The 25,057-nt window shown below is 43.6% G+C and carries 18 protein-coding genes; 3 read left to right on the top strand and 15 right to left on the bottom strand.

The genetic code is table 11. The features are described from left to right. Window positions 1-23: 23 nt before the first annotated feature. The 7 genes from LMJ53_RS14265 to LMJ53_RS14295 all read right to left on the bottom strand — a co-directional run bounded on the left by LMJ53_RS14265 (window position 24) and on the right by LMJ53_RS14295 (window position 11,576). Window positions 24-3,671, bottom strand: coding sequence for an AAA family ATPase (locus LMJ53_RS14265; protein ID WP_229587748.1), 3,648 nt, complete (start codon window positions 3,669-3,671; stop codon window positions 24-26). A 383-nt stretch (window positions 3,672-4,054) separates the two neighbouring features. Next, window positions 4,055-4,219, bottom strand: a complete 165-nt coding sequence (locus tag LMJ53_RS14270; RefSeq protein WP_229587750.1) for a hypothetical protein — start codon at window positions 4,217-4,219, stop codon at window positions 4,055-4,057. Window positions 4,220-4,339: 120 nt separating this feature from the next. Then, the gene (locus LMJ53_RS14275) at window positions 4,340-5,665 is read right to left on the bottom strand and encodes a HipA domain-containing protein (protein ID WP_267867530.1); all 1,326 of its coding nucleotides are present in this window, start codon (window positions 5,663-5,665) and stop codon (window positions 4,340-4,342) included. Beyond that, entirely contained in the window at window positions 5,649-5,948 is a 300-nt protein-coding gene (locus tag LMJ53_RS14280; protein WP_229587762.1) for a helix-turn-helix domain-containing protein, read from the bottom strand. Before LMJ53_RS14280 ends, LMJ53_RS14275 begins: the two co-directional genes overlap by 17 nt. A gap of 300 nt (window positions 5,949-6,248) precedes the next feature. Further along, window positions 6,249-6,662 carry a transcriptional regulator gene (locus tag LMJ53_RS14285; protein WP_229587764.1) on the bottom strand — a complete coding sequence of 138 codons (414 nt, stop codon included), beginning with the start codon at window positions 6,660-6,662 and terminating at the stop codon, window positions 6,249-6,251. Between the two features lie 6 nt (window positions 6,663-6,668). Then, window positions 6,669-8,720, bottom strand: coding sequence for a metallophosphoesterase (locus tag LMJ53_RS14290; protein WP_229587765.1), 2,052 nt, complete (start codon window positions 8,718-8,720; stop codon window positions 6,669-6,671). Window positions 8,721-8,786: 66 nt separating this feature from the next. Beyond that, window positions 8,787-11,576 carry a TonB-dependent receptor gene (locus tag LMJ53_RS14295; protein ID WP_229587766.1) on the bottom strand — a complete coding sequence of 930 codons (2,790 nt, stop codon included), beginning with the start codon at window positions 11,574-11,576 and terminating at the stop codon, window positions 8,787-8,789. A 578-nt stretch (window positions 11,577-12,154) separates the two neighbouring features. Here LMJ53_RS14295 and LMJ53_RS14300 point away from each other — a divergent pair. Further along, on the top strand, window positions 12,155-12,523 hold the full coding sequence (locus LMJ53_RS14300) for a hypothetical protein (protein ID WP_229587768.1): 369 nt from the start codon (window positions 12,155-12,157) through the stop codon (window positions 12,521-12,523). A gap of 486 nt (window positions 12,524-13,009) precedes the next feature. Here LMJ53_RS14300 and LMJ53_RS14305 read toward each other — a convergent pair whose 3' ends face one another. Then, window positions 13,010-13,813 carry a DUF5694 domain-containing protein gene (locus LMJ53_RS14305; RefSeq protein WP_229587770.1) on the bottom strand — a complete coding sequence of 268 codons (804 nt, stop codon included), beginning with the start codon at window positions 13,811-13,813 and terminating at the stop codon, window positions 13,010-13,012. 225 nt (window positions 13,814-14,038) lie between these two features. On the opposite strand from LMJ53_RS14305, the gene LMJ53_RS14310 reads away from it, so the two are divergent. Further along, complete coding sequence (locus LMJ53_RS14310) at window positions 14,039-14,185, top strand: hypothetical protein (RefSeq protein WP_229587771.1); 147 nt, start codon at window positions 14,039-14,041, stop codon at window positions 14,183-14,185. Window positions 14,186-14,259: 74 nt separating this feature from the next. Here LMJ53_RS14310 and LMJ53_RS14315 read toward each other — a convergent pair whose 3' ends face one another. From LMJ53_RS14315 to LMJ53_RS14345, 7 genes are all read right to left on the bottom strand, one after another. Then, entirely contained in the window at window positions 14,260-15,270 is a 1,011-nt protein-coding gene (locus LMJ53_RS14315; protein ID WP_229587773.1) for a Gfo/Idh/MocA family protein, read from the bottom strand. A gap of 413 nt (window positions 15,271-15,683) precedes the next feature. Beyond that, window positions 15,684-17,189, bottom strand: a complete 1,506-nt coding sequence (glpK, locus tag LMJ53_RS14320; RefSeq protein ID WP_229587775.1) for a glycerol kinase GlpK — start codon at window positions 17,187-17,189, stop codon at window positions 15,684-15,686. Further along, window positions 17,186-18,715 carry a glycerol-3-phosphate dehydrogenase gene (glpD, locus tag LMJ53_RS14325; protein ID WP_229587777.1) on the bottom strand — a complete coding sequence of 510 codons (1,530 nt, stop codon included), beginning with the start codon at window positions 18,713-18,715 and terminating at the stop codon, window positions 17,186-17,188. Before glpD ends, glpK begins: the two co-directional genes overlap by 4 nt. 14 nt (window positions 18,716-18,729) lie before the next feature. Further along, window positions 18,730-19,692, bottom strand: a complete 963-nt coding sequence (locus tag LMJ53_RS14330; protein ID WP_324295614.1) for a YeiH family protein — start codon at window positions 19,690-19,692, stop codon at window positions 18,730-18,732. Window positions 19,693-19,739: 47 nt separating this feature from the next. Next, window positions 19,740-20,729: a TauD/TfdA family dioxygenase gene (locus tag LMJ53_RS14335; protein WP_229587781.1), complete on the bottom strand. Its 990-nt coding sequence runs from the start codon at window positions 20,727-20,729 to the stop codon at window positions 19,740-19,742. Between the two features lie 10 nt (window positions 20,730-20,739). Next, window positions 20,740-21,699: an aldo/keto reductase gene (locus LMJ53_RS14340; RefSeq protein ID WP_229587783.1), complete on the bottom strand. Its 960-nt coding sequence runs from the start codon at window positions 21,697-21,699 to the stop codon at window positions 20,740-20,742. 194 nt (window positions 21,700-21,893) lie between these two features. Then, window positions 21,894-22,643, bottom strand: coding sequence for a GntR family transcriptional regulator (locus tag LMJ53_RS14345; RefSeq protein WP_229587784.1), 750 nt, complete (start codon window positions 22,641-22,643; stop codon window positions 21,894-21,896). Between the two features lie 312 nt (window positions 22,644-22,955). Here LMJ53_RS14345 and LMJ53_RS14350 point away from each other — a divergent pair, with 312 nt between their 5' ends. After that, window positions 22,956-25,052, top strand: a complete 2,097-nt coding sequence (locus LMJ53_RS14350; RefSeq protein WP_229587786.1) for an alpha-xylosidase — start codon at window positions 22,956-22,958, stop codon at window positions 25,050-25,052. The last annotated feature ends 5 nt before the right edge of the window (window positions 25,053-25,057 follow it).

Raw genomic sequence — 25,057 nt, forward strand, 5'->3', positions numbered from 1 at the left:
CGCTTTTGTCATTTTATGAATGGTTATGCTTTAGCATTCTTCTTATTTGGCAGCGTTTCAATGTTGTCTAGCTGATCTTGATCTAACGTTTCTTGCTCAAATAACACTTCAGCAATTTGCTTCACTAAAGCCCAATTTTTCCGCAAGTACGTTTCGCTGGCTATAAACGCGGTATTCAACCATTCTACTACTTCGTTTTCTACCTTGGTCTGTAGCATAGGTAATTGCTTAAAATCAGCTAAACCTAAGCTGTCTGAGAAACCCAGATCCGATATGGCACGTTTAGCGAGTTGCGTAGCCTGTTGAATATCATGACTGGCGCCAGCTGAAATATCATCGTCATGTTCACTGAGTAGTTTCTCCGCTGCGCGTCCAGCCAAAAGCACTTGCAACTGAGCTTTATAATTTGCTTTTGTGTTGCTTAACACTTGCCCGTCCAAATCAAACATAGTAATTCCGCCAGATCTTTCATGTTCTTGGATCGACAAGTTGGTGCACCTCGCTTTGGGGTGCAAATGTTTGTACATAAGGTAATGGCCTGTTTCATGATAAGCAATGGCCAAGCGGTCTTTATCATTATTGGAGCTAACGGCTTTTTTATTTCCAATCGTCGCCGCTAGCAATTGTTCGTCTAGCATACTCGCACTAAATTGGCATTGCTTAGTGAGAAGCGTTAGCTGTAGATCGCGAAACAGTGTTTCAAGAAAACCATATGATGCACCGCTAACGCGTTTGGCAAAACTGAGTAAGGCAGCATCTGTTAATTGAAACTTATATTTATTGCAGCATTGTTCGATAAAGCGTGTGCGTGCGGCGAGATCGGGTAATGGGATAGTTACCATTTTATCAAAACGTCCGTGACGCATCACAGCGGGGTCAAGCTTATGTGCAAAGTTGGTTGCGGCCAACACAAAAACCGGATTATCACTGTTGTTAAAGCCATCTAACTGGGTTAGCAGCGTATTAACCGCTAAACGGCCATGTATAGAGTTTTGTTCACGGCTCAACGCGATGGCGTCAATTTCGTCAAGAAAGACAATACATGGCGCATAACGTGCGGCCACCTCAAATAAGTGATTAATGTTGATAACCACATCTCCATTCATCAAATCTGCTGCGTTTACCGGAATAAAGGGTACTTGGCACTCGCCTGCAATGGCTTTTGCAAAATAACTTTTACCTGTCCCAGGTAAACCTGCAAAAAGATAGCCTTTTGGCATATCCAGTACAAAGTCATTTGCACCACGTAGCCGTTGTAAAATGAATGTCATACTCTGTTTTAGCTCATCTTGACCAATAATATCTTGAAAGCTAATTTTGGGAATGCAAGGTTCCTGCATGTAGGGTGCTTCAAAATCGTTAGGATCAAAGCGTTGCTCATAAACAGGGTGTTGCAGGGTGACTTTGAAACCATCATCAATGCGCGTGAGTTGATAATCAAACTCAACCATCATTTTACGCTTACGTAGTTGCTCAGCGCTGGTTAATAGGCGACAACGTTTAGCAACCTGCTTAATAAATGCGGTTAATGATGGTACGGTAAAATCAACAAGCTTAAAGTGCCGTTCTATTTGTGTTGGTTTTATTGCTTCGTCAACACCCTGATGTTGATAGCCAAAACTGTAAAAGTGTAAGTTACCTTTATGTTCAGCAGCCAGTTCGGTCGAACATTGCGGTTGATCAATCAGTACCGCTTGGATATTTTGCTCGCTAGATAATTGCTGGATTTGCGATACCTCTGTTAATACTTTGCAATTTGGAAAGTACTTTTTAAGCAGCCGCGTTAACAGGCGATCTTGAGTCACCACAGCATAGTGAAAGTTCGCAATATCTTCTGCTATTTCAACTTCGATACGTGGGTCGTTTGCGGTTTCTTCGATTGTTGATAACACAAACTCTACAATCTTGCCCTGTAGTTTCGAGGCTTGAGCTAGGATAGTTCTTGGTGCAAGGTCCCCACCCAGGGTTTCAATGAGCATCTCAGGTAAGTCTTCAGGCCAGCAAAGCGTCTTATCTTCGCGCGCAATATTTGCTGCGTGCTCTGCCATATTGAGTAAGTCTTTAATCTCTAGCTCTCTGAATAGCGCTACACTACCACGTGATAAGCGGCTGATCAGTTCAGGTGACAAACCGACTTTTCCCGGTTTTTCAGCAAGTAATGCACTTAAATCGAGCGGTTTATTTTTTGACAGACTTTGTTTAGCGGCTTTTTGCCCGAGATTTGTCGTGAACACGAAAATACATTGGCTAAAATCAACGACCTTGTTGGTGGTTTGATCGGTCATTTCACCTTTTTCCAATAGGGTGAGTAATGACTGGATAACCGTACGATGCGCTTTTTCAATTTCATCAATGATAATAACGGTGCGGGGGGCGATCAGCACTTCGGTGGTAAGTTCGCCCAATGCTGAATCAACATATTGAGACCCCGTTCCAAAGAGTTTCATTGATGAACGATCATCACTGTACATTTCCATATTAAGTAATAGTTTCCGATAGCTAGCGCCGTACACTTCATTTACAGCATCAACAAGTGTTTCGGCCAATGCCGTTTTTCCTGTACCGGATGCTCCCATAAAAGTCACAATACCTCTTGGGCCGGTTTTCTTAGAGTTAAAGGCGCCGCCCACCATTTCCGTAACCGCTGAAATAGCTTGCATTTGTCCTTTAATCTTCTCCTCACAGAGCTTTTTGAATTGCTGAATTTTGCGCTGTTTTTTAAACAACGATGGTTTTTCTTGGTTTAAACGCCCTAACTCTGAGAGGATATCTGATTGAAAATCCAGGTCTAGATTGTTTTGAAACAGCAGTGCAAGGTTCGCGTAATCAAACACAATACCGCCATTTCTATCTTCAGTGTATTTGAAGATGAAATGTAAAAATTCAAAAGCACTCTTTGAGCTATTTAAACTGTTCTTGAGCTCTACAGCAAAATGAAACCAATCATTGCTGGGGCTTTTTTGGTCAGGTGAGAAAGTTCGGCGCTGATATTTCTCATGTAGCACTTTTCGGCAGTCAATTACGCATTCAGGAAACTGCAGTTCTTGCGGGGCTTTACCTGCTCTCGTTGCAATTTTATGCAGAACGGTTGGAACGCCAAACAATGCAGCTAATATCATAGTTTCATTAAATCTCAGAGCATTATACTCTGACGTATCAGCCTTAAACTGTTTGAGATTACCCAGTGACATGCTTTGACTTACTGCGATATAGGTCAACTGTTCAATAAATAGCATAACCTCATCATTTGTATCTGATAACAGCATCTTGTTAATAGGCTCAGGAAAAGCATTACGCTTACGACTATTAATCAACGAGTTTGATTTAGCGCACGCTTTTCTTTGCTCAAAAACCTCAGCACGTTGTTCCTCTGTAAGAGTTGAATAGCTAGAACTATTTTTTACTCTTTTCTTAGAAATATTACTGCTTTGTTTACGTTCAGAAGCGATGGCTTGAGAGAACGCTTCAGCTATCGCGTCATCATTGACTGACGAATTTACATCTTCAAATGAGCTGTCTGATTCATCGTCGTATTCAAGCAAAGGCAATAATTCGTGCGCTGCAGCCATGATGCCTTCGGCTAAGGAATCATAATTCAGTTCATCTTCATTAATTAAGTCGTTATGTTCAAAATCGAATTCTAGAATGGAGTTTGCGTCGTAATTGTTCATATGTGCCCCTAAGAAGAAATAGTTTAGTAAGTGCTTAGGGGTATCTTATTAATGAGGAATGCAACTGACGCATAGGCAAACAAATAAATTGGTTTTTTTGAAAAATTTAGTTAGAAAACATGTTTGCTGATTAATCGCACTTAAAGATCCACTCATTTGCAAACGTGCTTTACCACGCGTTGCAAATTCACACCACCACACGCAATAAAAGTACCACTTTTAGTGTCATATTATGCGTCAACTCTAGCCAGTGAAGTTTAACGTTTTCTCATTTTATAGGCTGATGAATCATAAAGCGCAAAATCACCCGTGCTTTTTTTTGGTTGACCATTGTATAAATCTTTACCACAGTAGGGGCAAAACAAAACTTCAGATATCATTGTCTAAATAGCTTCGCCAACTTCGTCAAGATAATGATTTTCCTCTAGGTCTTCTTCTGTCGCTTCACGGACTAAGTTTAAATACCATAAAGTTTTACCACACGAGCTTAGTTGTCCTTTATACAGATAAGCCCCTACTGGCAGCTTGTCACATTGATGTTCTTCCATTAAAGGCTCCACAAATGAAATAAATTGCCACCTCAGCTGCATCAATGATCTTCGTCGATGTTATGTCCACTCTATATACTCTCATAGGGTATTTATTGATTTGTGGGCTGACAGGTTCTATCAAAACGCTTCTCTTCGCACCTGTTCAAAAAGTTTAGCCTGAGACTGTAATGACTCTGCTCTTTTTATGAACAATGCTTTTAATGCTTCAATATGCGCAAGTTGTTCCTGGCTAAGGGGATCTGCCGTGAAATCCAGCTTATGGACCATCGTTGTCACTAATTGGCATAGGCGATTGAGTCGGCGCTTAAGATAAGCGTGTTCAATACCTACCTGCTCTGCAAAGGCTAACAGGTCATAGGCAGAAATGTTCCCGATCTCAAAGTTGTCGCCAATTGCCATCGCAAGATGAGTATCGAGATCTGGGACTTGCTGAGCTTCATAAACAACACTGACAAGATCATACAATGGCGCCAGGCTAATGCCTTCCTGTTTGCCAATGTAGAAACTGAAATTCTTACCATGGGCATCGCTATTGCCGATAATCAGATTAAAAATAACGGCATCTAATAATTTTAGACGGGTTTGAGCAGGTATTGCGGTTTGGTTAGCGAAGACAAACAACTTAGGCAGGCTTACCCCTTCGCGAATATGCTGCACATCACGACTGCTACCAAAGTTTTGTTCGTACTTGTTTTCTGGCGGCATATCCAATGCCTGACACCCATCAATGATGTGGCGCTTCTTTATACCAGACGATGTTTTTTTGCGATCAAATCGCTCGATCATCAGCGAGGTGAATTCATTGAGCGAACGTAAGCTTACTTTAGCGCATGATAGATTTATCGCTTTTGCCAGCTGCATACAGAAGAATTCATTGATCACAATTGAAGGGTGTTTGTCAGAGGCAAACTTTAAGATGTGCGTGCTGGAATAAGCACCGCTAGCCAAAAAAATATCATCGTGGTCATTAAGAAAAACGTTAAGTTTGTTCTGTACGCCAGCCAAGGATAAGCGGTACTTGCCATCCCAGTAAGTCATATCTTGTTGCTGCCGCAGGCGAGCCGCTAGTTCATCGTTTGTCACCTGTCGTAGCATTGGCGCATCTTGATCCGCTACTTGAGTTGCAAAAGTAAGCAAACCCGCGGTGTCGCTGCCGATAGTCCGCAAAATTGAATAGATATTATTCTTCGACAAATGCTCTGTTTCCAGTAATCTGTCAAAGGCGCCCCCCTCAGGGAATAAATTACGAAGAAAACGGACTACCGTATTGGCTGAATAGTCACCCGATAAGGGAAGGTGAGGGGAGATTGGGTAGCCAACATTAAGCCAGTGCTCGCTATAATGAAGTTCGCAAAATTGCTGTTGCTTAAACGTCAAGGTACCTACGACATAGTGTTGGGCGAAAATTTCTAGCTGTGGCAGCGTGTTAGAGCCATACCCCATCGCGGCCTCCCTGTTCTAATGTTGTGTGAGCCCCTGCAGTACCCATAATTCGCAACGAAATACCTAAAGCGTTAAGTACGCGAAAGAGCGTATCTACATTAAGATTTTTTTCACCTAGCTCGATATTGTTATAGGCTTGCTTTGATACCCCGCATAGTGCTGCCGCATCTTCCAGCTTCATACCTAAATGAGTTCTGTGATGACGAATATAAGCGCCCAGAAGAGGCATATCTACCGGTTTAGTGATGTCTGGTTTAGGCGTAACGACAACAGTACGAGCCATGCTTAAATCCTAACGGATGATGATTTAATCAAGTGTAGTATATTGCATAGATTAAATCATCATCTGTTAGGATTTAATAGAGATTAGTAGTCTTAAAGACTTTAATCCTAAATAAACAAGATTATTACCAATGCTGAGCTTAGCTCAAGATTACCGAGTTAGCGGGACTCCGGACTATAGCCCTCTCGTTAGCTTAACAAGCTGGAATTTCTTTAAAGTGCTCTTTTAAGAATCCCCACAACGACGACTCTTCGAATAGCTTTCCAACCACAGTGCGATCAAGATAAACGATTAATTCTCTCATGCCCGCCGCACTCTTTTACTGTTCGATACCTCTTCCCATAGTTTAAGAAAGGTCTTTGTATCAGTACGCTGCAGGTTTTGACTATCCTCTAACAGAGCGACAATCCGATGTTTTTTTGATGGTTCTTCTTTTGGGTCATCAGGAAAAGCGCTAGGATTGTGTAAATTACTGCTGTGTTTTACTGAGTTGTGATAGTTAGACAGCTTAGTGTCAACATCAGGCGGCAGAATCAGCTCAACCCCAATTCCCAATGACTCTAGCACCTGCAACACTTTGCCAATTTGTGCTGTTTCTTTTCCGTTCTCCAAATGGCTTAAAAATGATTGCCCGGTGGTGGAGAGTTGAGCTGCGGTCAGCTGGTCTAAATCCTGGGAGATCTGATCTGTAACAGCAACAGTGGACACTTCCACCGTAGTTTATTCCGCAACAAATGTGGCTAGATCAGTTAGCTTACCGGTCGCCTTATCTATCAAAAAGTGCTGGTTAGGATCACCGTGCTGAAAAGCATGCATAATACTAAACAGAGCCCCAAATTGTTTGCGTACCGACATTGATAGTGATTGATTAGGCTGCGAAAGCATCTTATTGGCTTCTTGCTTAGGTTGGTGTGGCTGTAATTGCCGAGTGAGCCACTTATACTGTAATAAACGCTCAGCACTGATATCGGCCAATGCAAGTTGTCCGGCATTACGCAAGCGGTAAAAATCGGTGACTAAATCCTTACCTTGCCAACTAGCTAAGGCTTGAGGTGTAAACCCGGCTTCTGTAATTATGCTAAAAGCTTGTTGCTCAGCATGTTGCCAGTTTGCTGTTGCGCGAAGCGCTGCAAAGTCGGCTAAGGCTGTTAGCGGTATATCTTCATTAAGCTGTGCCAGGGTGAATAGCGCCAGTCCATCCACCTGCAACAGCAACTGACGCATTTGCTCTGGCCAATCTGCAGGTAAAAAACGTTGCCGGGTAAGTTCGCTAAGGTGGCCGTTGGTAAAGTCTTTGTAGTTGGTACTTTGTAAAATAGCCGGATCCCAGATATTTTCTGCTCCCGTAGCGATTAATGCCAAATGTTCTTGCTGATAATGCGCAAATAGCTCAGTAAATCGCGGGACGTCAGTTAACACTATCGTTTCCGCTTCAATTTGTTGTGGATATAAGGTTAGTAGCTTATAAGCCGGCACGTAGGCGGCAATAGAAGGAGCCTGAATGTTAACTAAATATCGGCCATCGTCCAAATAGATGGTGCCGGTATTGTTTAAATGCATATGACCGCCAATATGAATAGCAACACCTGTAGCAGCCAGTTTGCTTGCCGTATTATTAGCAGGATTGCGGTTAAGTTGCATTTGGGTTGAACCAAAAAGTTTAGCCATAGCATCAGCTTGCCCTTGATAGTAGTCGGTCATGGGGTAATGACTAAAGGTGATCAAGGTTTTCCCCTCTGCTGCTGCGCGCTTAGCGACCTGTTGTATCCATTTAATGACATGTCTTTTATGGCTTAGCATGGCGTTATAGCCCGCATTACCGGATCCTAAAAAAGCCTGATGGCCGGTTGTGCCCTCTGGTTGCTGAGGATCAAGCTGATAAACATTCGCATCCACAGCCAGCAGCCATAAACCCAGCACAGGCTCTACTAAATAGCTGCTGTCTGGCACTTGTTGACAATGGCTGTAGTGTGACGCTTTGTAAGCGTCACCAGTACCTTGTAGGCAAATTTCGTATTGCCGCTTGGCGAAATCAGCCTGAGTAAGCGCCTCGTTAAATTGATAATTTGCTGTGACATAGTGACTATAAGGCGTTTCCCAATATAGGTAATTGGTCTTGGGGTAAAAGCCAAAGTCAGACAGTTGCTGTAATAGCTCCTCATAACCAAGCTCTTTAACTTGCTCCGTGCAGGTGATATCAGTTTGAGCAGGGGCGTTTAATGGGCAAGCTGGGCTGCCGGGACTGAATACTGCGTGCGGTTGGCCATTAGCATTAAGGTAATCAGGCTTGCCTGCTGGGCGGCTAAAAGGTTTCACCGGATCATGATTACCGTTAGTTAAAAAAAATTGCATGCCGTATTGTTGTTGGTATTGACGTAATATTTTGCTTAAACCTTTCACATGTGCAGGCTGGCCGTCGTCGCTAAAATCACCCGGTAGCACGATTAGCTTAACGTTACGCTCTGCCAAATCATCAAGCGCTGCCAATAAGGCAAAGTAGTTTTCGTTAAATAATCGAGTTGATCTTAGCTGAGTTGCCATTGTGCGAATGGTGGCCTGATGGCCGCTTATGGTATTAACCGGGCCGGGAAAATCAGCCTCGCTAAAGTCGGCGTAAATATCATGAAAATGCACATCGGGTAAAAAGGCAATTTGTACTGGCTGCTGCGCGGTCGAGGCCGAGACTGTGTGTTTATGTTGATGCTTTGGTTGGCAGGCGCTGATAAAGAGTACTAGTAGTATCGTGCTTAGGTAAGATTTCATATTGAGCATGGCAACTCTCACAAAAAAATTGGCCACAGTAGACCGTGGCCGAGTTAGCGTTATTGATAGGCCGTTTTAGAAATCTGCGCGCAATCCTAAACTTATACGACGTCCAGAATATTCATTTATTACCGGGAATGCTGGGGTGAGCGTGTAGCCTTTGGTTGCTTCATCCGTGACATTAATTGCTTTTAGGCTCAGTTTAATATTGTCGTTAAGCTTATAACCTAGCGCAATATCAGTTTGACCATAAGCATCGCGGTATACCGGATACAAGCTGCGTTCAATCACTTCAACATATTTGTCTTTGTAGTTGTAAGAGATACGAGCGTCAAAGCTTTCATTTTCATAATAAAAAGTAAAGTTCCACGTGGTGTCGGCTAACCCTTCTGGTGGAGTGGGAATATCCAAATCAGATGAGCCTGTTAGGGTGTTATCCAGTATGGTGTAGTTAGCATTAATACCAAAGCCGTCCAATGCCGAGTGTAAGCTGCTGAGCGGCAATTGTGCTATTAACTCTAGGCCAGTGACTTTATAAGAGCCATCTGCGTTAACTGGCTGATAGACATCAAACTCATAATATCCATCCAGCGAGCCATTGGCATTAAGCTTTTCTACATTGGGTACTTTACCGGTTAATTCTTGACGAACCACCCCTTCAATATCTTTCCAGAAATACGATGCGGCTAGTAAACCGCCGTTTTCCAGATACCATTCCACACCGAGTTCCCATTGTTTGGCATAGGTTGGTTTCAGATCGGGATTACCATCAGTAAAGCGGAACGAGTTCCAGCTAACAGAGCGTTTGTAGGCGATATTTGTCAGTGCGGGGCGCATCAGCGTTTCCGAGGCGGCGGCCCGGACTAACACGTCATCGAGCACTTCCATGGTCATATTTAGGCTGGGTAAAAGTTCGTTATAGCTTCCTTTTTTGGAAATGGGCTCGGTGGTAAATCCAGTAGAGCCATCAGCGTTCTGAATTTGGTGATAGCCAAAAGACAGCACTGAGGTATCTACAGCTCTAACGCCAGCATTTAAAAATACCGGTTTCCCAGCGAGGTCAAAATCCATATTGGTCATGGCATACAGACTAAGCACTTCTTCATCTACCCTATAGTAATCCTTGGCATTAAAAGGCACAGTAAAACCGCTATAGCGAAACGTATTACGGGCGTAATCGTTAGATATTTGCATCCAGTTCAGATCTTTTGGCTGATAATTGCCGCCCGGTACGATATCGGTGACAAGTTGTAGTTGGCTATCTGCCATGGTGCGGGCGTTAACCCACTCGCTACTGCCCGCTGTAGGGCCTTGTATTTTGGTCGCACCAAACTGCCGTTCTTTCGATTTGTCGGTGTAACGTACCCCAAACTGCACACTGCTTAATGCGGGTAAAAACCCTAGTTCTAACTCTTTTTTAAAGTCGAGTTGCGCAGCGTATTTATCATCAGTGACGTTTTCCAATTCGGTTTCATAGGCCTCGAACAGGTAGCTTTCAGGTGAGCTGTACATATCAAAGCCGGCACTGGCTAGCGTTTCACCACCATTGGCTGTCCAACGGCTACGCGAAGGCGCATAAGCCACGTGTTTCAGGTTGGCGTAGTCTAATGTTTTATCAGCGCCAGAGTAGCCGACTAAAGCATTAATATCCCAGCCTTGTAGCTGCCAGTCTAGCGCCAGACTATATTGCGTGAAGTCGGTATCGTTTATCCGTTCTTTACTTAAAAACTCATGCTGAGTTGCGGTGTACGACACATCAGTTAGCACGACGATACCGTACTCCGCCAAAGTGGTGTCATCATAGTCGTGAATCGTTTCCAGCGTACTGCGGCTAGAGGCGGTGTACGCGGCCGCGTCATACTCGTCTTCAACTGCTTTGTAACCTCCTAACATAGCATCGAAAGTCAGGCTAAAGGTATTAGACGGTTTATATTGTAAAGAGGCCGTAGCTCCCCATTTATCTTGATCATTCAGGTAAACCCTGTCGCCGACCTTGTCCTGAAATATAATACGGTTAGTTTCATTTTTATCTAGTCGGTCGTTAACAATCACGCCTGCATCACGTTCCAGCACTGTGATGGCTTGCGCAGAGCGTACGCCAGACGCTTCCAGAAAACGGCCCATAGGTCTGAAGTTAATACCAGAGTTTGAATCAGTGCGATTAGTGCGCTGGCTTGTAGAAAAGGACATCAGAGCCCCCCAGTCACCAAAGGTATCACTGGCAAGAAGAGAGAATTTAGGATCGTTCTCTTTCGAAATGGAGTTATGTGCGCCTTCAGCAGATAAAATAAGTTTACTATCACTATAATCAAAGGGTCGTGCCGTACTAATGTAAACAGAACCGGCAATACCGCCTTCTTCATAAGCCGCTGAAGGCGACTTTTGCACTGTAACGCTTTGTATAATTTCTGAAGCAAAAATATCAAATTCAACATCACGACCGCCACTACCCGATGCAGTGGCAAGGTTATTAATGGAAACATGCGTAAATTCAGTAGGTAAACTGCGCACGTTTACTTTGCTACCTAAGCCTTTGTTTCGTTCAATGGTCACGCCCGGCATCCGCTGTAAAGCTTCAGCCAAGTTTTGCTCCGGGAAATCAGCAACATCAGTTGCTACGATAGAATCAGAAAAGCCCGTATTCGACTTCTTTAAATCTACGGCGCGCTCTAGGCTGCGGCTGTAACTACCTTTAACAGAGATAACTTCTAGGGACTCCGCTTCTGCTGTTGTGACATCGGATGCAAGAGCCAAGCTAACCAAGGGTGTAGTGCTTAGAACGCTGCCTACTAAAATACTCTTCATTAAACGAGCTAAAACTCGCGGTTGAAAGCGAGGAAAATCTTGCTGCTCTAAAAAAGTCATAATGTGATTCCATCTCTAAAACTGCTGCCGTGGCAGTGTTGATTGTGTGCTTCATAACGCTGCAGCAGTCTATAGAGGGTTTGCGATGCTTTTGTTTCAGAAATGTGAAGTATTTAAGGCGCAATACTTTTGCGAAGTTGAGCTGATGGAGAAGCAGTCTCTTAAGCTCTCATTAGTTCGATGATCAGAGGTTGGCGATCTGATTTAAATGTCCACTTTATTCCTGGACCATTAGTATTAAGTTGCGTCACCTTGCTGTTTGGATAGATCCTCGTTACAAGGGGTTTAGCGGTTAAATGTAATATTTATGGCGATTTTTTACCTCTAGAGGAGCCAATGATTGAAGGCGGTTAGTGGTACTGCTGCAAAATCCAAAGTGATGTTTTACCTAGCCAAGTCTGGGATGCCCATTTTAAGTGGCGTAATACTGATCAATGTTTATTACGAAAAATACAACCGATTCTAGTGTGTATTCATTAAAAATGAGAATGGGTCTGTAAAATACAAAGTGCCTTGTTTTTTACCGTTGAACAATCTAGTTTTATATTTTGTTTTGTAATTAACCGCGAGGATACGAATTGACGCCGTTCAAGATAGGTTCTGCACTAGAGCAGGGTATTGAGCAACCTAAGGCGTGGGCAGAGGCGTTTTTTACTACGATTGATCACCTAGCAGCCTTTGTTGCTCTTCCTCCTCAGTCTCTTAAAAGGCCAGAGCGCGTAAAGCAATCGAAAGTGCAAACGAGGTTAATCGAGATCCATGCACTATTACGTCGGGTGCGGCCCTGGTTTAATTCGGATCAGGCTGCATGGGCATGGTATATCGGTGAGCCGATTGAAGCTTTTGAACAATTAACGCCATCAGAAATTATTAAAAAATTTCATGGTACAGGTGTTGAGGCATTGAATGATTGGATCACAGAGCGAGAATTGGGCGGCTTCAATTAGTGGCATTTTGGTTAATTGTATTTAATTTACCATCCAATTGCAGAGCTAACTTACCAGTCATTGCAAATCCATCGGTCCACTCGTTGCAGCAAACTTAACACTTGAATCAAAATTCTACTCTGATAGCAGTGCCTTAACCGTCAAAATCTCAAAGTGGGTAAACCACTTCAGAACGTGGCTTTGTGCCAAAAGCGGCTGTTTGTGGTTTATTGAACTAACTTCCTTTCCAGCAGCAAGGGCCGCCGCTATTTTTTCTATTACTGGACTTTCATTAAAAAATCTAGTCATTCTAAAAACCAGCTGTAACGTAGGGGAGTGAACAGCTTAAATTCTCCTTATACTATAGCTTGCGGGCAACGTGATGCGACAACGTTGTTGCTAATTGTGATATTGCTTCGTCTACTAAGGTACATACTCAACTAAAGAGCCGCAGCATTGCCCATCCAGTTCAAAAACACAGCAACTTGTTTGAGCAAAAAATAAACATTACAAGAAACTGTCAACAAACACCGCTATGCGCTGAGTGTCACTGGCTAGGAAATCTTTGATAACAGCAATATGGCCTTGCCCAGCAATCACCAAAACTCGCTTGCCCGGGCTAGCCGCTTGTTGAATGTTTGCATACATGCGAAAGTTTCTGTGCCACCAACTTGCCGCAGCATCTGCGCCAACAAAGTTATCCCCAGCACCCACTTCATTGCTGAGTAAATAAATGGATTGATTCAGCCGATATTGTTGTTCTGAATTCATCACACGCAATACACCTGCCAGGCTCAATGTCTGATGCATTTCGTTACTTTGGGCAGTAACCTCTGCAATCAAGGTCTCAAAAGCCGCTTGAATAACCGGGGCCTTTGCTGGCATCTGTTCAAACAATTGATCGGCATTCCATTGTATTTCATGCTCGTCGAAGCAGCGCACGGCGCTACCGCCTGCGGCTTTAGCCACTCTGAATCCGAGTTGATAAATCTCATTCACTGGCAGTGAAAACTCGCCTTTTAAATACTGTTGATACTGCTCATTTAGCTTACCCTGAAAGCCTACAGCACACTCCAGTAAAACATCTGTCGGTGCAAAATCCTTCGCAATTTTTTGGCTAAAGGCTTGTAAATATTGCTGACTGTCAGCAGAGGAAACATCCAGCACTGACGTTTTTACCGTGTCCAAACCGGGGTTAGCAAAGTGAAAAGTACCCAGCAACATAATTTTCGCCGGATCTCCAGCACGAACAGTTTGAGCACTCATTAACAGTATGGTTGCCAGAAAGGCTAGAGCAGATAATTTTTTCATTGAAATAACCTTATGAGTTTTTGAAATCAATCATCAATTAGCGATAAGCATGCCAAAAATTAAATTATTGTTCTGTATGCATTTATAAAATAAAAATGCAAAATCCTGCTTTACAGCCCTAAAGAAATGAGTGGATTTGGCCATTTTTTAGTGTTTAGCGCTAACAAAAGAAATGCTTTGTTGAGCATCAGTCTGATGCGTAAAGTAGATTACTAGGAGCCAAACGTGCTGTTGATTCACCGGGAAGCCGATGAAAATGTTGGCGAGTTAATTTTCGTGTATCGCGTTTCCCCTGAAAATTTCAAAGAGAAACATGCAGATAGTAGATATAAGGGAGCCTTCTCATTTGATAAATTGAGCTCTCCTTTTTAAAGTTGATTGATAGTTTAATGGTCTTAGTCGCAGCTTTCGACGAAAAATAGATGTCATACTATCGTACTGTAAACTCAGGTACGGCAATCACTTCGACGAAGTAAACCAGCGTGCTGGTATATGTGATCAATCAGCTGCATGTTATGTATTGCGTCATCGCCACCAGTTAACGGAGCTGTTTTGCCTTGAATGCAGTCTTTAACATGCTGTAGTTGATAATAATAGGTGCTAAAACCTGGAATACGGTATTCGTGTTCAGAATCTCTGGTGATTATTCTGATGCTGTTTGCCTGGTCTGGTGTAATAAGGCCTCTCACTTCGATAGTGCCCAAACTGCCTTCCATTATCAGGCTGGTATCTGCAACCCTACTTAGATGCTCTGCCATATTGGTGCCTATATCGGCAATACATCCATTCGCAAATTTAAGGCGGGCATGCATCGCTATATCAATTTGATCTTTTCCGGTTGTCTGTTGGCCTGTAATGCAATTAGCACTTACCACTTCAGGTTCAGAGCCCATCACTGTGCGTACCCAGTGCAGCGGATAACAGCCTAAGTCCATCATGGCGCCGCCGCCCAGTTCTGGCTCGTGACGTAGTGAACCCGCAAAGTAAGGGATCCTCACCGAGAAATTCGCCCGCAAATTTTTAATAGTGCCAATAGTGCCGTGCTGCACCAATTGCATTACTTCCAAAAAAAGTGGATGAAAGAGGTAATGAAAGGCCTCCAGTAATAACTTGCCGGAGGCAGTTGCCGCCTGCACCATCGCCTGTGCTTCTGCTGCATCCATCGCAAACGGCTTTTCGCACAACACATGCTTGCCATGTTGCAGTGCCAATATGGTCCAGTGAGCATGCCCGGAGGCGGGTAAAGCATTATAAACTAGGTCGATATCGTCCCGCTCTAGCAGCGCCTGATAGCTATCGGCGATATGCAAGATACTATGTTGATCGGCATACTGACGGGCGCGCTCCTGGTCTGAGGCGGCCACCGCCTGTAACACAAAACCCTCAAGTTGCTTAAGCGGCTGAAATATCGCGTTATCACTGATACGGGCTGCACCTAATAAGCCTATGCGGATCATAGTAATTCCTTATTCTGATTTATTTACGAAAAAGGGGGCGGAGCTAATAAATTCTAAATAGTCTACTCTTGTTGCACAATCGCAACAATTGAGCTGATGAAGAGGAAGTAAGTAATTTAGCAACGTTAAATCCAAGATTTAAGGGCTATAAACCCACTCACGCTTTTAAACTAAGCTTAACATCCTATGTTTCACAAATGGTTAGGTTTGAGAAACATCAGCTCAGGAGCCAATTTACATGTTTTAATATTCCTTCGAAGACAGATTCGGCAATAAAGTCAGGAAAGTCGAAAGATAGCTGACTTGCCACTTGATTGATTACGCAGTATGACGATACTAGTGGCGACTTTTGTAGAGTCCGAAGTTCGCTGTGCGCCGCGCAACATCTGTTTCTAATGATAAAAGTTATAATTTCATGGGTTTAAAGGTAATAAATCTTGTTTTGAAGAATGTAACACCTTATTAACTGCGTGAGTCCAACCCTGATATAAATGTTCACTCTGAGTTTGATCTAAAGTGGCCGCAGCAAAACTTTCATGTTGCCAAAGCGTTTGAATATGCTCTGGTGAACGGAAAATACCTAAATGCAACCCTGCAAGGTAGGCCACGCCCAAAGCTGATGTCTCAACTACCCTCGGGCGTTCTATAGTTATTGCTAAAATATCGGCTAAAAACTGCATAAACCAATTATTAGCGGACATCCCGCCATCGATACGCATACTATGAATGGCGAAGCCATCCTGAGAGATTGCCAGCAGTAAATCTTTGGTTTGATAAGCGACAGATTGAATACCTGCACTGACAATTTCATTTATACCCGAGGCTCGTGTTAAGCCCATGATGGCTCCCCTCGCGTTTGGATCCCAATACGGTGCTCCAAGTCCCGTAAAGGCTGGAACAAAATAGACGCCATGGTCAACCCCGACATGCGCCAACAATTCATCGGTATCGGAGGCTTTATCAAAAAAGCGCAGATTATCGCGCAGCCACTGTACAGCAGCGCCAGCTATAAAAATGCTGCCCTCTAGTGCATAACTCACTTTTCCATTTAGCTGATATGCTATGGTGGTTAATAATTTATTTTTTGAACGTAACGCATTTTCACCAGTATTCACCATTAAAAAGCAGCCAGTGCCATAAGTGCTTTTTGCCATACCCGGTGTGAAACAACCTTGACCTATCAGTGCGGCTTGTTGATCGCCTGCAATACCACCAATAGCAATAGTCGCTCCAAATAATGAACAGTAGCCAAAATCATCGGCGCTATTCTTAACGCTGGGTAGCATACTGGCAGGAATATTAAATAGTGCCAATAACTCCTTATCCCAGCAGTGTTGATGAATATTATAGATTAGGGTTCGGCTTGCGTTGGTGGCATCAGTATAGTGTGACTTGCCGTCAGTAAGATGCCAAAGCAAATAACTATCAACGGTTCCAAAGGCAAGCTGGCCCTTTTCTGCTGCATTTCTGGCGCCATCAACGTTATCGAGGATCCACCGAATTTTGGTAGCGGAAAAGTAGGGATCGAGCAGCAAACCGGTTTTTTCGGCAATACTTTCGGCGAGTCCCTGATCTTTTAACTGCTGACAATACGCAGCGGTGCGACGATCTTGCCAGACTATGGCATTGTAGATGGGCTTACCGGTTTGCCTATCCCATATCAGGGTAGTTTCCCGCTGATTACATATTCCTATTGCTGCGATTTGGCTTGCGCTAATACCAGAGTCTTTCAACACTTGCTGGCAAGTATGTAATACTGATTGCAGAATGTCCTGAGGTTGATGTTCTACCCAGCCGTTTTCGGGGTAAAACTGCGGGAACTCCTGCATGACTGAATGCACATGCTCGCCTTGATGATTAAAAATAATAGCGCGTGAGCTGGTTGTACCTTGGTCGATTGACAGTAAAAACTTGTTCATAGGCTACCCACCATTTCGGCTACCTTTGCAATTTTGTTATTGCCTGACATATAGCTGTCTAGAACGTTTTTCTGAGTTGGGGTAAGCGTTAAACCCAGCTTAGTGCGGCGCCACAGGATATCGTCAGCACTGGTTGCCCATTCATGCTGCGATAAATAGTCGACTTCACGTTGATATAGCCCGTGACCGAAGTCTTGCCCTAAGTCTTCAAGTTTGTTGCAATCCGCTAAAAACAGATAACTACATGTGCCGTAAGTGCTAACGTATCGTTTGAGCACTGACAGCTGAACAAAACTGTATTTAATTTGCAGCTGCTTCAATAAGTCAGCACGGCTGACAAAGTCGCCCCCTGGTAATGGTTGGTGTTTTGTCGCACAGGCGCCCATGCCGGGAAATCTTGGTTGCAACGCATCTACCACCGCCTCAGCAAGTTTGCGATAGGTAGTAATTTTGCCCCCGAAGGCTGAAATGAGCGGTAAGGTAGGATGCTGCCAATTTTGCTCAAGCGTGTAGTCTCTTGTTACTTTTTGCGCGTCGACTGACTCATCATTCAGCAACGGTCGTACACCTGCATAGGTACTTACAATATCATTTTCGCTGATTTGATGCTTAAAGTACCTATTACTAATTGCGATTAAGTAATCAATTTCCTGTTGGCTGATACTGGCATCGTTTGGTGCGCCGAAATAGTCAACATCAGTGGTACCAATCAGTGAGTACTTTTGTTCGTAGGGTAAAACAAAGACGATGCGTCCATCCGGATTTTGTAAAATATATGCATCATCGCCAGCGTGGATCTTAGGTACAACGATATGGCTACCTTTAACCAAGCGAATTTGTTGCGGTGCCTGATAATTATCAATGCTACTAAATAATGAACTAACCCATGGGCCAGCAGCATTAACAAGAGCGTTTGCTGTTACTGTAAAGCTCTTACCCGTTACAGGTGTAAGCGTCAACTGCCATTTATCCTGCTGTTGGCAGACATGGGTACACTTACAGTAATTAAGTACAGTGGCACCGTCTTGTTTTGCCGCCACAGCATTTAGTATGGTTAACCGGGAGTCATCAACCCAGCAGTCAGCGTAAGTAAAGCCTTTGGTAATATCTGGTTTTAGTGGCGATAACTGATCAAAGCGGACACCGGAAGATGCCGATAAAGTTGTTCTTTTGGCTAAATTATCATACAAAAATAAGCCTAATCGAATTATCCAAGCCGGCCGTAAATGTGCCTGGTGAGGCATGATAAACTTTAGCGGATGTATAATGTGTGGAGCCTTTTTAAGCAGCACTTCACGCTCAGACAACGCTTTGCGCACTAAGGAAAATTCGTAATGTTCTAAATAGCGCAAGCCGCCGTGGATTAGCTTACTGGATTTTGATGATGTTGCTGAAGCCAAATCATTCTGCTCACACAACAATACCTTTAGTCCGCGGCTGGCTGCATCTGCAGCTATGCCTGTGCCGTTAACGCCACCACCAACTATGATTATATCGTAATGCTGACTGCTAAGAGATAATGTCATTTTCTGGCTTCCTTTTAAATTAATAGCAGTGCAACTAAAATAAACAGCGCAATCCATAAGGTTTCCAGAACCATTAGCACTATAGGTCTGAAACCAACGTTGGCAAGTTTAGCTAGATTAGACTTCATGCCAATAGCGGCAATCGCGATCAATAATGCAAAGCGGCTTACCGTAGTAGCGGTTTCTGTAATCGTCTCTGGTAAAGTGAACAAAGAGTTAAGCGCCATAATCACAATAAAAGCGATCAAAAACATGGGGAAGCCTGGAGGGGTAGTACCAGCGTTATTCAACTTGGATCTAGCGTTAATAATCATTAAAAACATGAGTACTACCGGCATTAAAAAGCTTACTCTAACCAGTTTAACCAGTGTTGCTAAGTCTCCGGTTTGATCTGATACTGAATAACCTGCACCTACTACTTGTGCGACATCATGAATAGTTCCACCAAGAAAAATACTGGTTTGATACTCAGACAGTGACAGGGTGTTTGCGATTATAGGATAAGTAATCATCGCCAGTGTCGATAGCGAGGTGACGCCAATAATGGTTAACAAGGTGTCGCGTTCTTTATCTTCGGTGTTTGGCATTACCGACGAAATTGCCATAGCAGCTGAAGCACCGCAGATTGCAACTGCGCCGCCGGTAAGTGCGCCAAAACGTTGGTTTAAACCAAGCAATTTGCTTAATATAACGCCCACCAAAATAGTTGAAAGGATGGCGCTGATCAGTATTAAAGCGGTAGACCAGCCCAGAGAAACCAGATCGCTAAAAGCGATACGAAAACCAAGTAATGCAACGCCAATACGCAGTACCGTTGAGGCGGTAAACTCGATCCCACTTTTACAGTTGGTTTCCTGGTGCAGAAACGATAATGCTATACCAAGTAACAGGGCAAACAGCATCGCAGGAGCACCATAATGTTCAGACAAAAACAGTGCGGCTAAACCAACGATAGTTGCTACCATGATACCCGGCATATTAAGCTTTGTTTTTTGATACTTGGTAGTCACACCTTGTCCCTACGTTAAGCATTCGTCTTAGCAGCGCCCAGTGCAACCAGTACCTGACGTTTGCGATCGCCCGAATATGGACGGCGTCCATGCATCGCCAAGTTATTATCGACCAACGCAACATCACCGGCCTGCCATGGCACATCAAAGATATAGTCATTCGATAAGGCGACTATCTCTTCAAGCCATTGTTTAGGAATGGCTGAATCGTCTCCGAAACACAACGTATCTTGATGATGTTCTCTTACACCTCGCCATCCCATATAAGCAGCAATAAGCTGATTGAAAAAAACCTTACGGCCACAGTCAAGGGTGCGCACGGCCGGTAAGGCAGCTGTTGTAGCTTTTAAGCTACCATCCTCAAGCCATTGCCAGCTATAACCTAAACGAGCAAGCTTTTGCTCGGCTTGCTCAAGACTGGTAACGTTTAGTGTACTTTTCCAGCTGCGGCCCTGGCCGGATGCTGGGTCGTTCTCACTTGGCATAATGGTGGTGTATTTCACACCTTTTTCTGCAAAAGCTGATGCGGATTCAGAATTACTTTTCGCTAGCGCATTAAATAATAAGTCACCTCGCAAAATCGGGCTGTAACCACCTTTATCCGCTGGTGCCAGACATGAAAAGAAAATTTTATCTGGATAAATCGGCGTTTGTGCCATTTCATTATGAAGGTATATTTCAACTTCTTTTGGTGCTTCGTTTGCAGTAAATACGCGCTCGGTGAAATTTATCCGCACCGCGTTTGATAACGAATCTTTATAAAGAAAATTGGGGTAGCCAAAACTGGCGGTAAATTGGTCGAAGTCTTCTGCACTTGCAATCGGGAAGCCCCGGAACAAAATGGTACCAGACAGCGCTAATTGCTGTTCAAGTTCTGCTTGGTGCTGTTTCACCCATGCTTGGGATTCTGCGATGGTGGTTAGTCCGTCGCTGTTTAGCACTACCGCAGGGAATACATCTTGTTTCCCTGCATTAAATTGGCCTGATAACTCAGAAAAATTCATGATTACGCTCCTAGTCATATATAGCGTGAAAGGTGTTAAATGCGGCTTGGCAAAACTCGCCTGGATCGTTAAATCTTTTATTGCGATTAAGAGCACTGATTGCGGTCATTTCTTCAAGATTTAATTCGAAATCAAATAACGCAATGTTTTCTTTTAATCTAGCTAATTTGGTGCTTTTAGGAATGATTGCGCAGCCACGCTGAATGTTCCAGCGCAGCACAATCTGAGCAGGTGTTTTTTGTAGACGTTTTGCTGCGGCTAGAACAACGTCTTGATGGATCACCGCGTCTTCTTGCTTGGCCATGTCTAACTCAAGGTAAGACAGCGCTCCTAGTGGAGAAAACGCGGTTACTTTAATACCGTAAGCGTTACATGTAGCGATCAGTTTTTCTTGTGTATTGTATGGATGCGATTCAATTTGCAGTACAGCTGGCGGTATGATGGCATAAGTCATCAAATCATGGATTAACGCAGAATTGTAATTACACACACCAATGTGTTTAACCAAACCTTGTTCAACCAAATTTTCCATAGCGGCCCAGGTTTGGTACAAAGGTACCTTAGCCAGTTTCATCGTAGGCTTTTCAACTTGAGGATCAAAGAACCATTCTGGGGGGTAACGCAGCTCGAATGGGACAAAGGCTTGTGCGATTGGAAAGTGGATTAGGTATAAATCTAAGTAGTCTAATCCCAGATCTTTTAACGATTTTTCCAGTGCGGGTTGCACATTTTCCGGCGCATGATAAGTATTCCATAACTTGGAAGTAATCCACAGATCTTCACGATGGCAAAGGCCATCGTCTATTGCCTGTTTGATCCCTAGGCCAACTTGAACTTCGTTGCCGTAATCGCAAGCACTATCTAAGTGGCGATAGCCAGCGGCAATCGCATCATAAACCGTTTTGGCACAATCTTCTTTCGCAATTTTCCATAAACCTAAACCGACTAGGGGCATGTTAGATATCGACATGATTTACTCTTCATTAGTTTGATGTGTTATATCTTATATAAGACCAAGATTACAGAGCATAAAATTACTTGTCAATGGCTTAATGATAAATAAACGCAATGTTTCAGTTTCTGGTTTTTAAAGGTATTGAGGTAATAAAAAAGCGCCGGTTGGCGCTCATAAGATAGGTATGACTTGTTTGGTGAGTAATGATATTAATCAGAATTCACCAAATAGTGATAATGGTCAGAGCGGCAGCGTGTTATACGAAATTCGATAATGTCATCGGTCAATGAGCGGGTTAGACGGGTAAAACTTAAGAGTGGCTCACCTTGTTTTATCTGTAACAAGCTGGCATCGCTTGAGTCGGCAACGACTGCTTTGATTTTGTCTTCAGTTTTATGAACCGTCAAATTAAAATTAGTTTGATAAAAATGATAAAGCGTGTGCGGTATCTCGGGTTCTTTTTCTATCCCTTTAAACGCACTGTATGGCAAGTAAATATCTTCTAATAAACAGTATTCACCATTAATACTACGACGTCTTTTCAGTAATACCACTTTTGCTTTGGGTTTTATATTGAGCTCTTGCGCGACAGCCTTGCTGCAGTGCTCGATGGTTAGAGATAACACTTCCGACATTGGCAATTCTGGCGTACCACCATCTGCTACTAACGGAAAAAAACGGTATAGCGCAGGTGTGCCGGTATGTTTAGAGACAAAAGTCCCCAAGCCTTGTTTGCGCGTTAAAATTTTTGCGTCGGTAAGGGTATTAAGAGCTTTTCGGACTGTGCCCTGACTGACGCCGAATTCGCTGGCCAGCTGAAATTCACTCGGCAGCATATCACCCGGTTTCCAGCGTTGTTCAACAATGAGCTGAGTTACATGCTTTTCAACCTGTTTATACAACGGTAAAAAGGCTAAACCTGAAGTGCCCAGTTTACTGCCAAACTCTGTTCCAGCCATAGTACTCCCAGTTAAAGAGGAATGTCTCTATCTCATATAAGACAAAGCGTATCATAATCCATTATAAACAAAAGCCAAAACGAATAAAGGCTCAATTTTTCATCCCTTTTGCCATTACAACAGCTAGGCATACTCAATGATGAGTGCGGATATCACGTTAAAAATTAAATTTGACAAATATTTTTACTTATGTAATTTGTTATCTTATATAAGACCTGGGCTTTAATGTTTACTACCATTCAGATTACTGCTGATATTGTAGTAAAAGTATGAAAATAATAACAATTAATGTTGCCAATCTCTGGGGGTAAGATGTCAAATTTTAGTGTGAATGTACCGCAGTGGAACGATATTGCTGCAGTAAATATTACTGGTGATGCGCGTTTAATCGCTGATGTAGTGATCATTCCAACCAGTGTAGGTGAAATGGCTTTGTCGGTTAGTCAGTTTGGCCTGCGAATTAAAATGGGGCATCGCTTAAATTACGATTACCAGATGATAAAGCAGGAGCCAATGAATTTTGCGCTCAGTGTTGAACAAAACGCTGAGCAAATAGTGGTAAGCGCTAAGGACATAATTGTTGAGTTTAGCCGATCGCCATTTGCCTTTGTAATGCGGCAGGGGGAAAGGGTTGTGCAACAAACAGCGACCGATGGACATTTCGTGAGACGTTATCGAATGCCACCGCTGGCTCGTGTAGACAATGGCTGGTTTATTACACTTGAACTTGGCAGTTCAGAACCCGTATACGGTTTGGGTGAAAAGTGGGGCAAGTTGGATAAGCGTGGCCAGTTGGTGCGGTCTTTTAATCATGATGCTTTAGGCGTTAATGCTGAAATTTCGTATAAAAATGCCCCGTTCGCTTGGAGTCCAGATGGTTGGGGAGTAATAGTACACACTCCGGCACCAGTAACACACGCTGTAGGCTATGCCCCTTGGTCTCAACGTGGTTATGGGATTTTTATTGAAGACAGTGCGTTAGATATTTTTATCACGACAGCACAGAGTGGCAGTGCTCAAATCAATCAATACACTGAATTAACAGGTAAAGCACCTATGCCGCCTGATTGGAGTTTGGGCGTCATTCTATCTAAAGCATATTACAAAGACGTTGACGAATTACTTGCTACTGCCAAAGCGGTTCGACAGCACAAAATGCCATGTGATGTGATCACGCTCGATGGTCGCGCCTGGCAGGATACGGATACCCGGTTTGCTTTTGAGTGGGATAGCAAGCGGTATAAAGATCCAAAGGGCGTGATTGACCAGTTGAAAGCCATGGATTTTAAAGTTTGTGTTTGGGAATATCCGCTGATTTCAGTCAAGAACCCTTTGTTTCATGTCTTAGCTGAAAAAGGGTGGCTAATTAAAGATAAGCGTACCAATGAAGCCTACCTTTACGATTGGGACATGAGTGCCTTTGGTGAAGTTCTGACGCCGCTACCTAAATCCGGTATTTTGGATTTTACTCACCCTGAAGCTTACGCATTCTGGCGCGATAGCCACAAGCCTTTGTTTGACATGGGAGTGGATATGATTAAGGCAGATTTCGGTGAGCAAATTGAAGATAACAATATGCTGGCTGCCAACGGCGAAAGTGGTATGGCGCTTCATAATGTTTACACGTTGCTTTATAACCGCTGTGTTTACGAGGCTGCGGCAAAATACTGTAAAACAGGCCCATTTTTATTTAGCCGTTCCGCTTGGATAGGCTCGCAGTGTTATCCGTCACAATGGGGTGGAGATCCACAGGCTGATTGGGGAGGTCTGGCTGGCAGTTTGCGTGGCGGTATGTCATGGGGGCTTACTGGCGCACCATTTTATGCAACAGATGTAGGTGGTTTTTACAAAGATACGCGGGATGCCGAATTGTTTGTTCGCTGGAATCAGTCGGCGGTTTTTTCCGCTCATATGCGTCTGCACGGAATAGGGCCGCGAGAACCTTGGAGTTACGGTGACGAAGCTGCAGCTGCCGCAAGTAAAGCGCTAAGTTTACGTTATAAGTTGCTGCCTTATATTCATCAGTCAATGCAACAAGCAGTACAAACGGGCTTACCGTTGCAACGTGCGATGGTGCTTGCGTTTCCTGATCAGCGTGAATCATGGTCGTTTGAAGACCAGTTTATGTTTGGTGAAAAGTTGTTAGTGGTGCCGTGTATCAAGCCTGGTGGCCACGTCAGTTTTTATTTACCCAAAGGAGAGTGGTTGCGCTTTGATTTGGCGGCTACAAAAACACAACAATTTAGCGGTGGACAGGTTTATCAGTTAACGCTGGCGCTGGACGAGCAGGCGGTATTTATTCGTAAGGGTGATCAGATACCGGTTGGATTTGATGTTGAACACACCGAAGCATTAAAAGCTGCCGGTCACACGGTTTCAGACATAAGTGGATACTGGCCGCTGGAGTAATATAA

Origin of the sequence: Rheinheimera sp. UJ51 (assembly GCF_020819615.1) — a bacterium.
Classification (GTDB): domain Bacteria; phylum Pseudomonadota; class Gammaproteobacteria; order Enterobacterales; family Alteromonadaceae; genus Alishewanella; species Alishewanella maricola.

Bases quoted from the DNA above. Each gene is read 5' to 3' on its own strand.
- LMJ53_RS14265 (WP_229587748.1), bottom strand. From the start codon at position 3,671: ATGAACAATTACGACGCAAACTCCATTCTAGAATTCGATTTTGAACAT.
- LMJ53_RS14270 (WP_229587750.1), bottom strand. From the start codon at position 4,219: ATGGAAGAACATCAATGTGACAAGCTGCCAGTAGGGGCTTATCTGTAT.
- LMJ53_RS14275 (WP_267867530.1), bottom strand. From the start codon at position 5,665: ATGGGGTATGGCTCTAACACGCTGCCACAGCTAGAAATTTTCGCCCAA.
- LMJ53_RS14280 (WP_229587762.1), bottom strand. From the start codon at position 5,948: ATGGCTCGTACTGTTGTCGTTACGCCTAAACCAGACATCACTAAACCG.
- LMJ53_RS14290 (WP_229587765.1), bottom strand. From the start codon at position 8,720: ATGCTCAATATGAAATCTTACCTAAGCACGATACTACTAGTACTCTTT.
- LMJ53_RS14295 (WP_229587766.1), bottom strand. From the start codon at position 11,576: ATGACTTTTTTAGAGCAGCAAGATTTTCCTCGCTTTCAACCGCGAGTT.
- LMJ53_RS14305 (WP_229587770.1), bottom strand. From the start codon at position 13,813: ATGAAAAAATTATCTGCTCTAGCCTTTCTGGCAACCATACTGTTAATG.
- LMJ53_RS14315 (WP_229587773.1), bottom strand. From the start codon at position 15,270: ATGATCCGCATAGGCTTATTAGGTGCAGCCCGTATCAGTGATAACGCG.
- glpK (WP_229587775.1), bottom strand. From the start codon at position 17,189: ATGAACAAGTTTTTACTGTCAATCGACCAAGGTACAACCAGCTCACGC.
- glpD (WP_229587777.1), bottom strand. From the start codon at position 18,715: ATGACATTATCTCTTAGCAGTCAGCATTACGATATAATCATAGTTGGT.
- LMJ53_RS14330 (WP_324295614.1), bottom strand. From the start codon at position 19,692: ATGCCGGGTATCATGGTAGCAACTATCGTTGGTTTAGCCGCACTGTTT.
- LMJ53_RS14335 (WP_229587781.1), bottom strand. From the start codon at position 20,729: ATGAATTTTTCTGAGTTATCAGGCCAATTTAATGCAGGGAAACAAGAT.
- LMJ53_RS14340 (WP_229587783.1), bottom strand. From the start codon at position 21,699: ATGTCGATATCTAACATGCCCCTAGTCGGTTTAGGTTTATGGAAAATT.
- LMJ53_RS14345 (WP_229587784.1), bottom strand. From the start codon at position 22,643: ATGGCTGGAACAGAGTTTGGCAGTAAACTGGGCACTTCAGGTTTAGCC.
- LMJ53_RS14350 (WP_229587786.1), top strand. From the start codon at position 22,956: ATGTCAAATTTTAGTGTGAATGTACCGCAGTGGAACGATATTGCTGCA.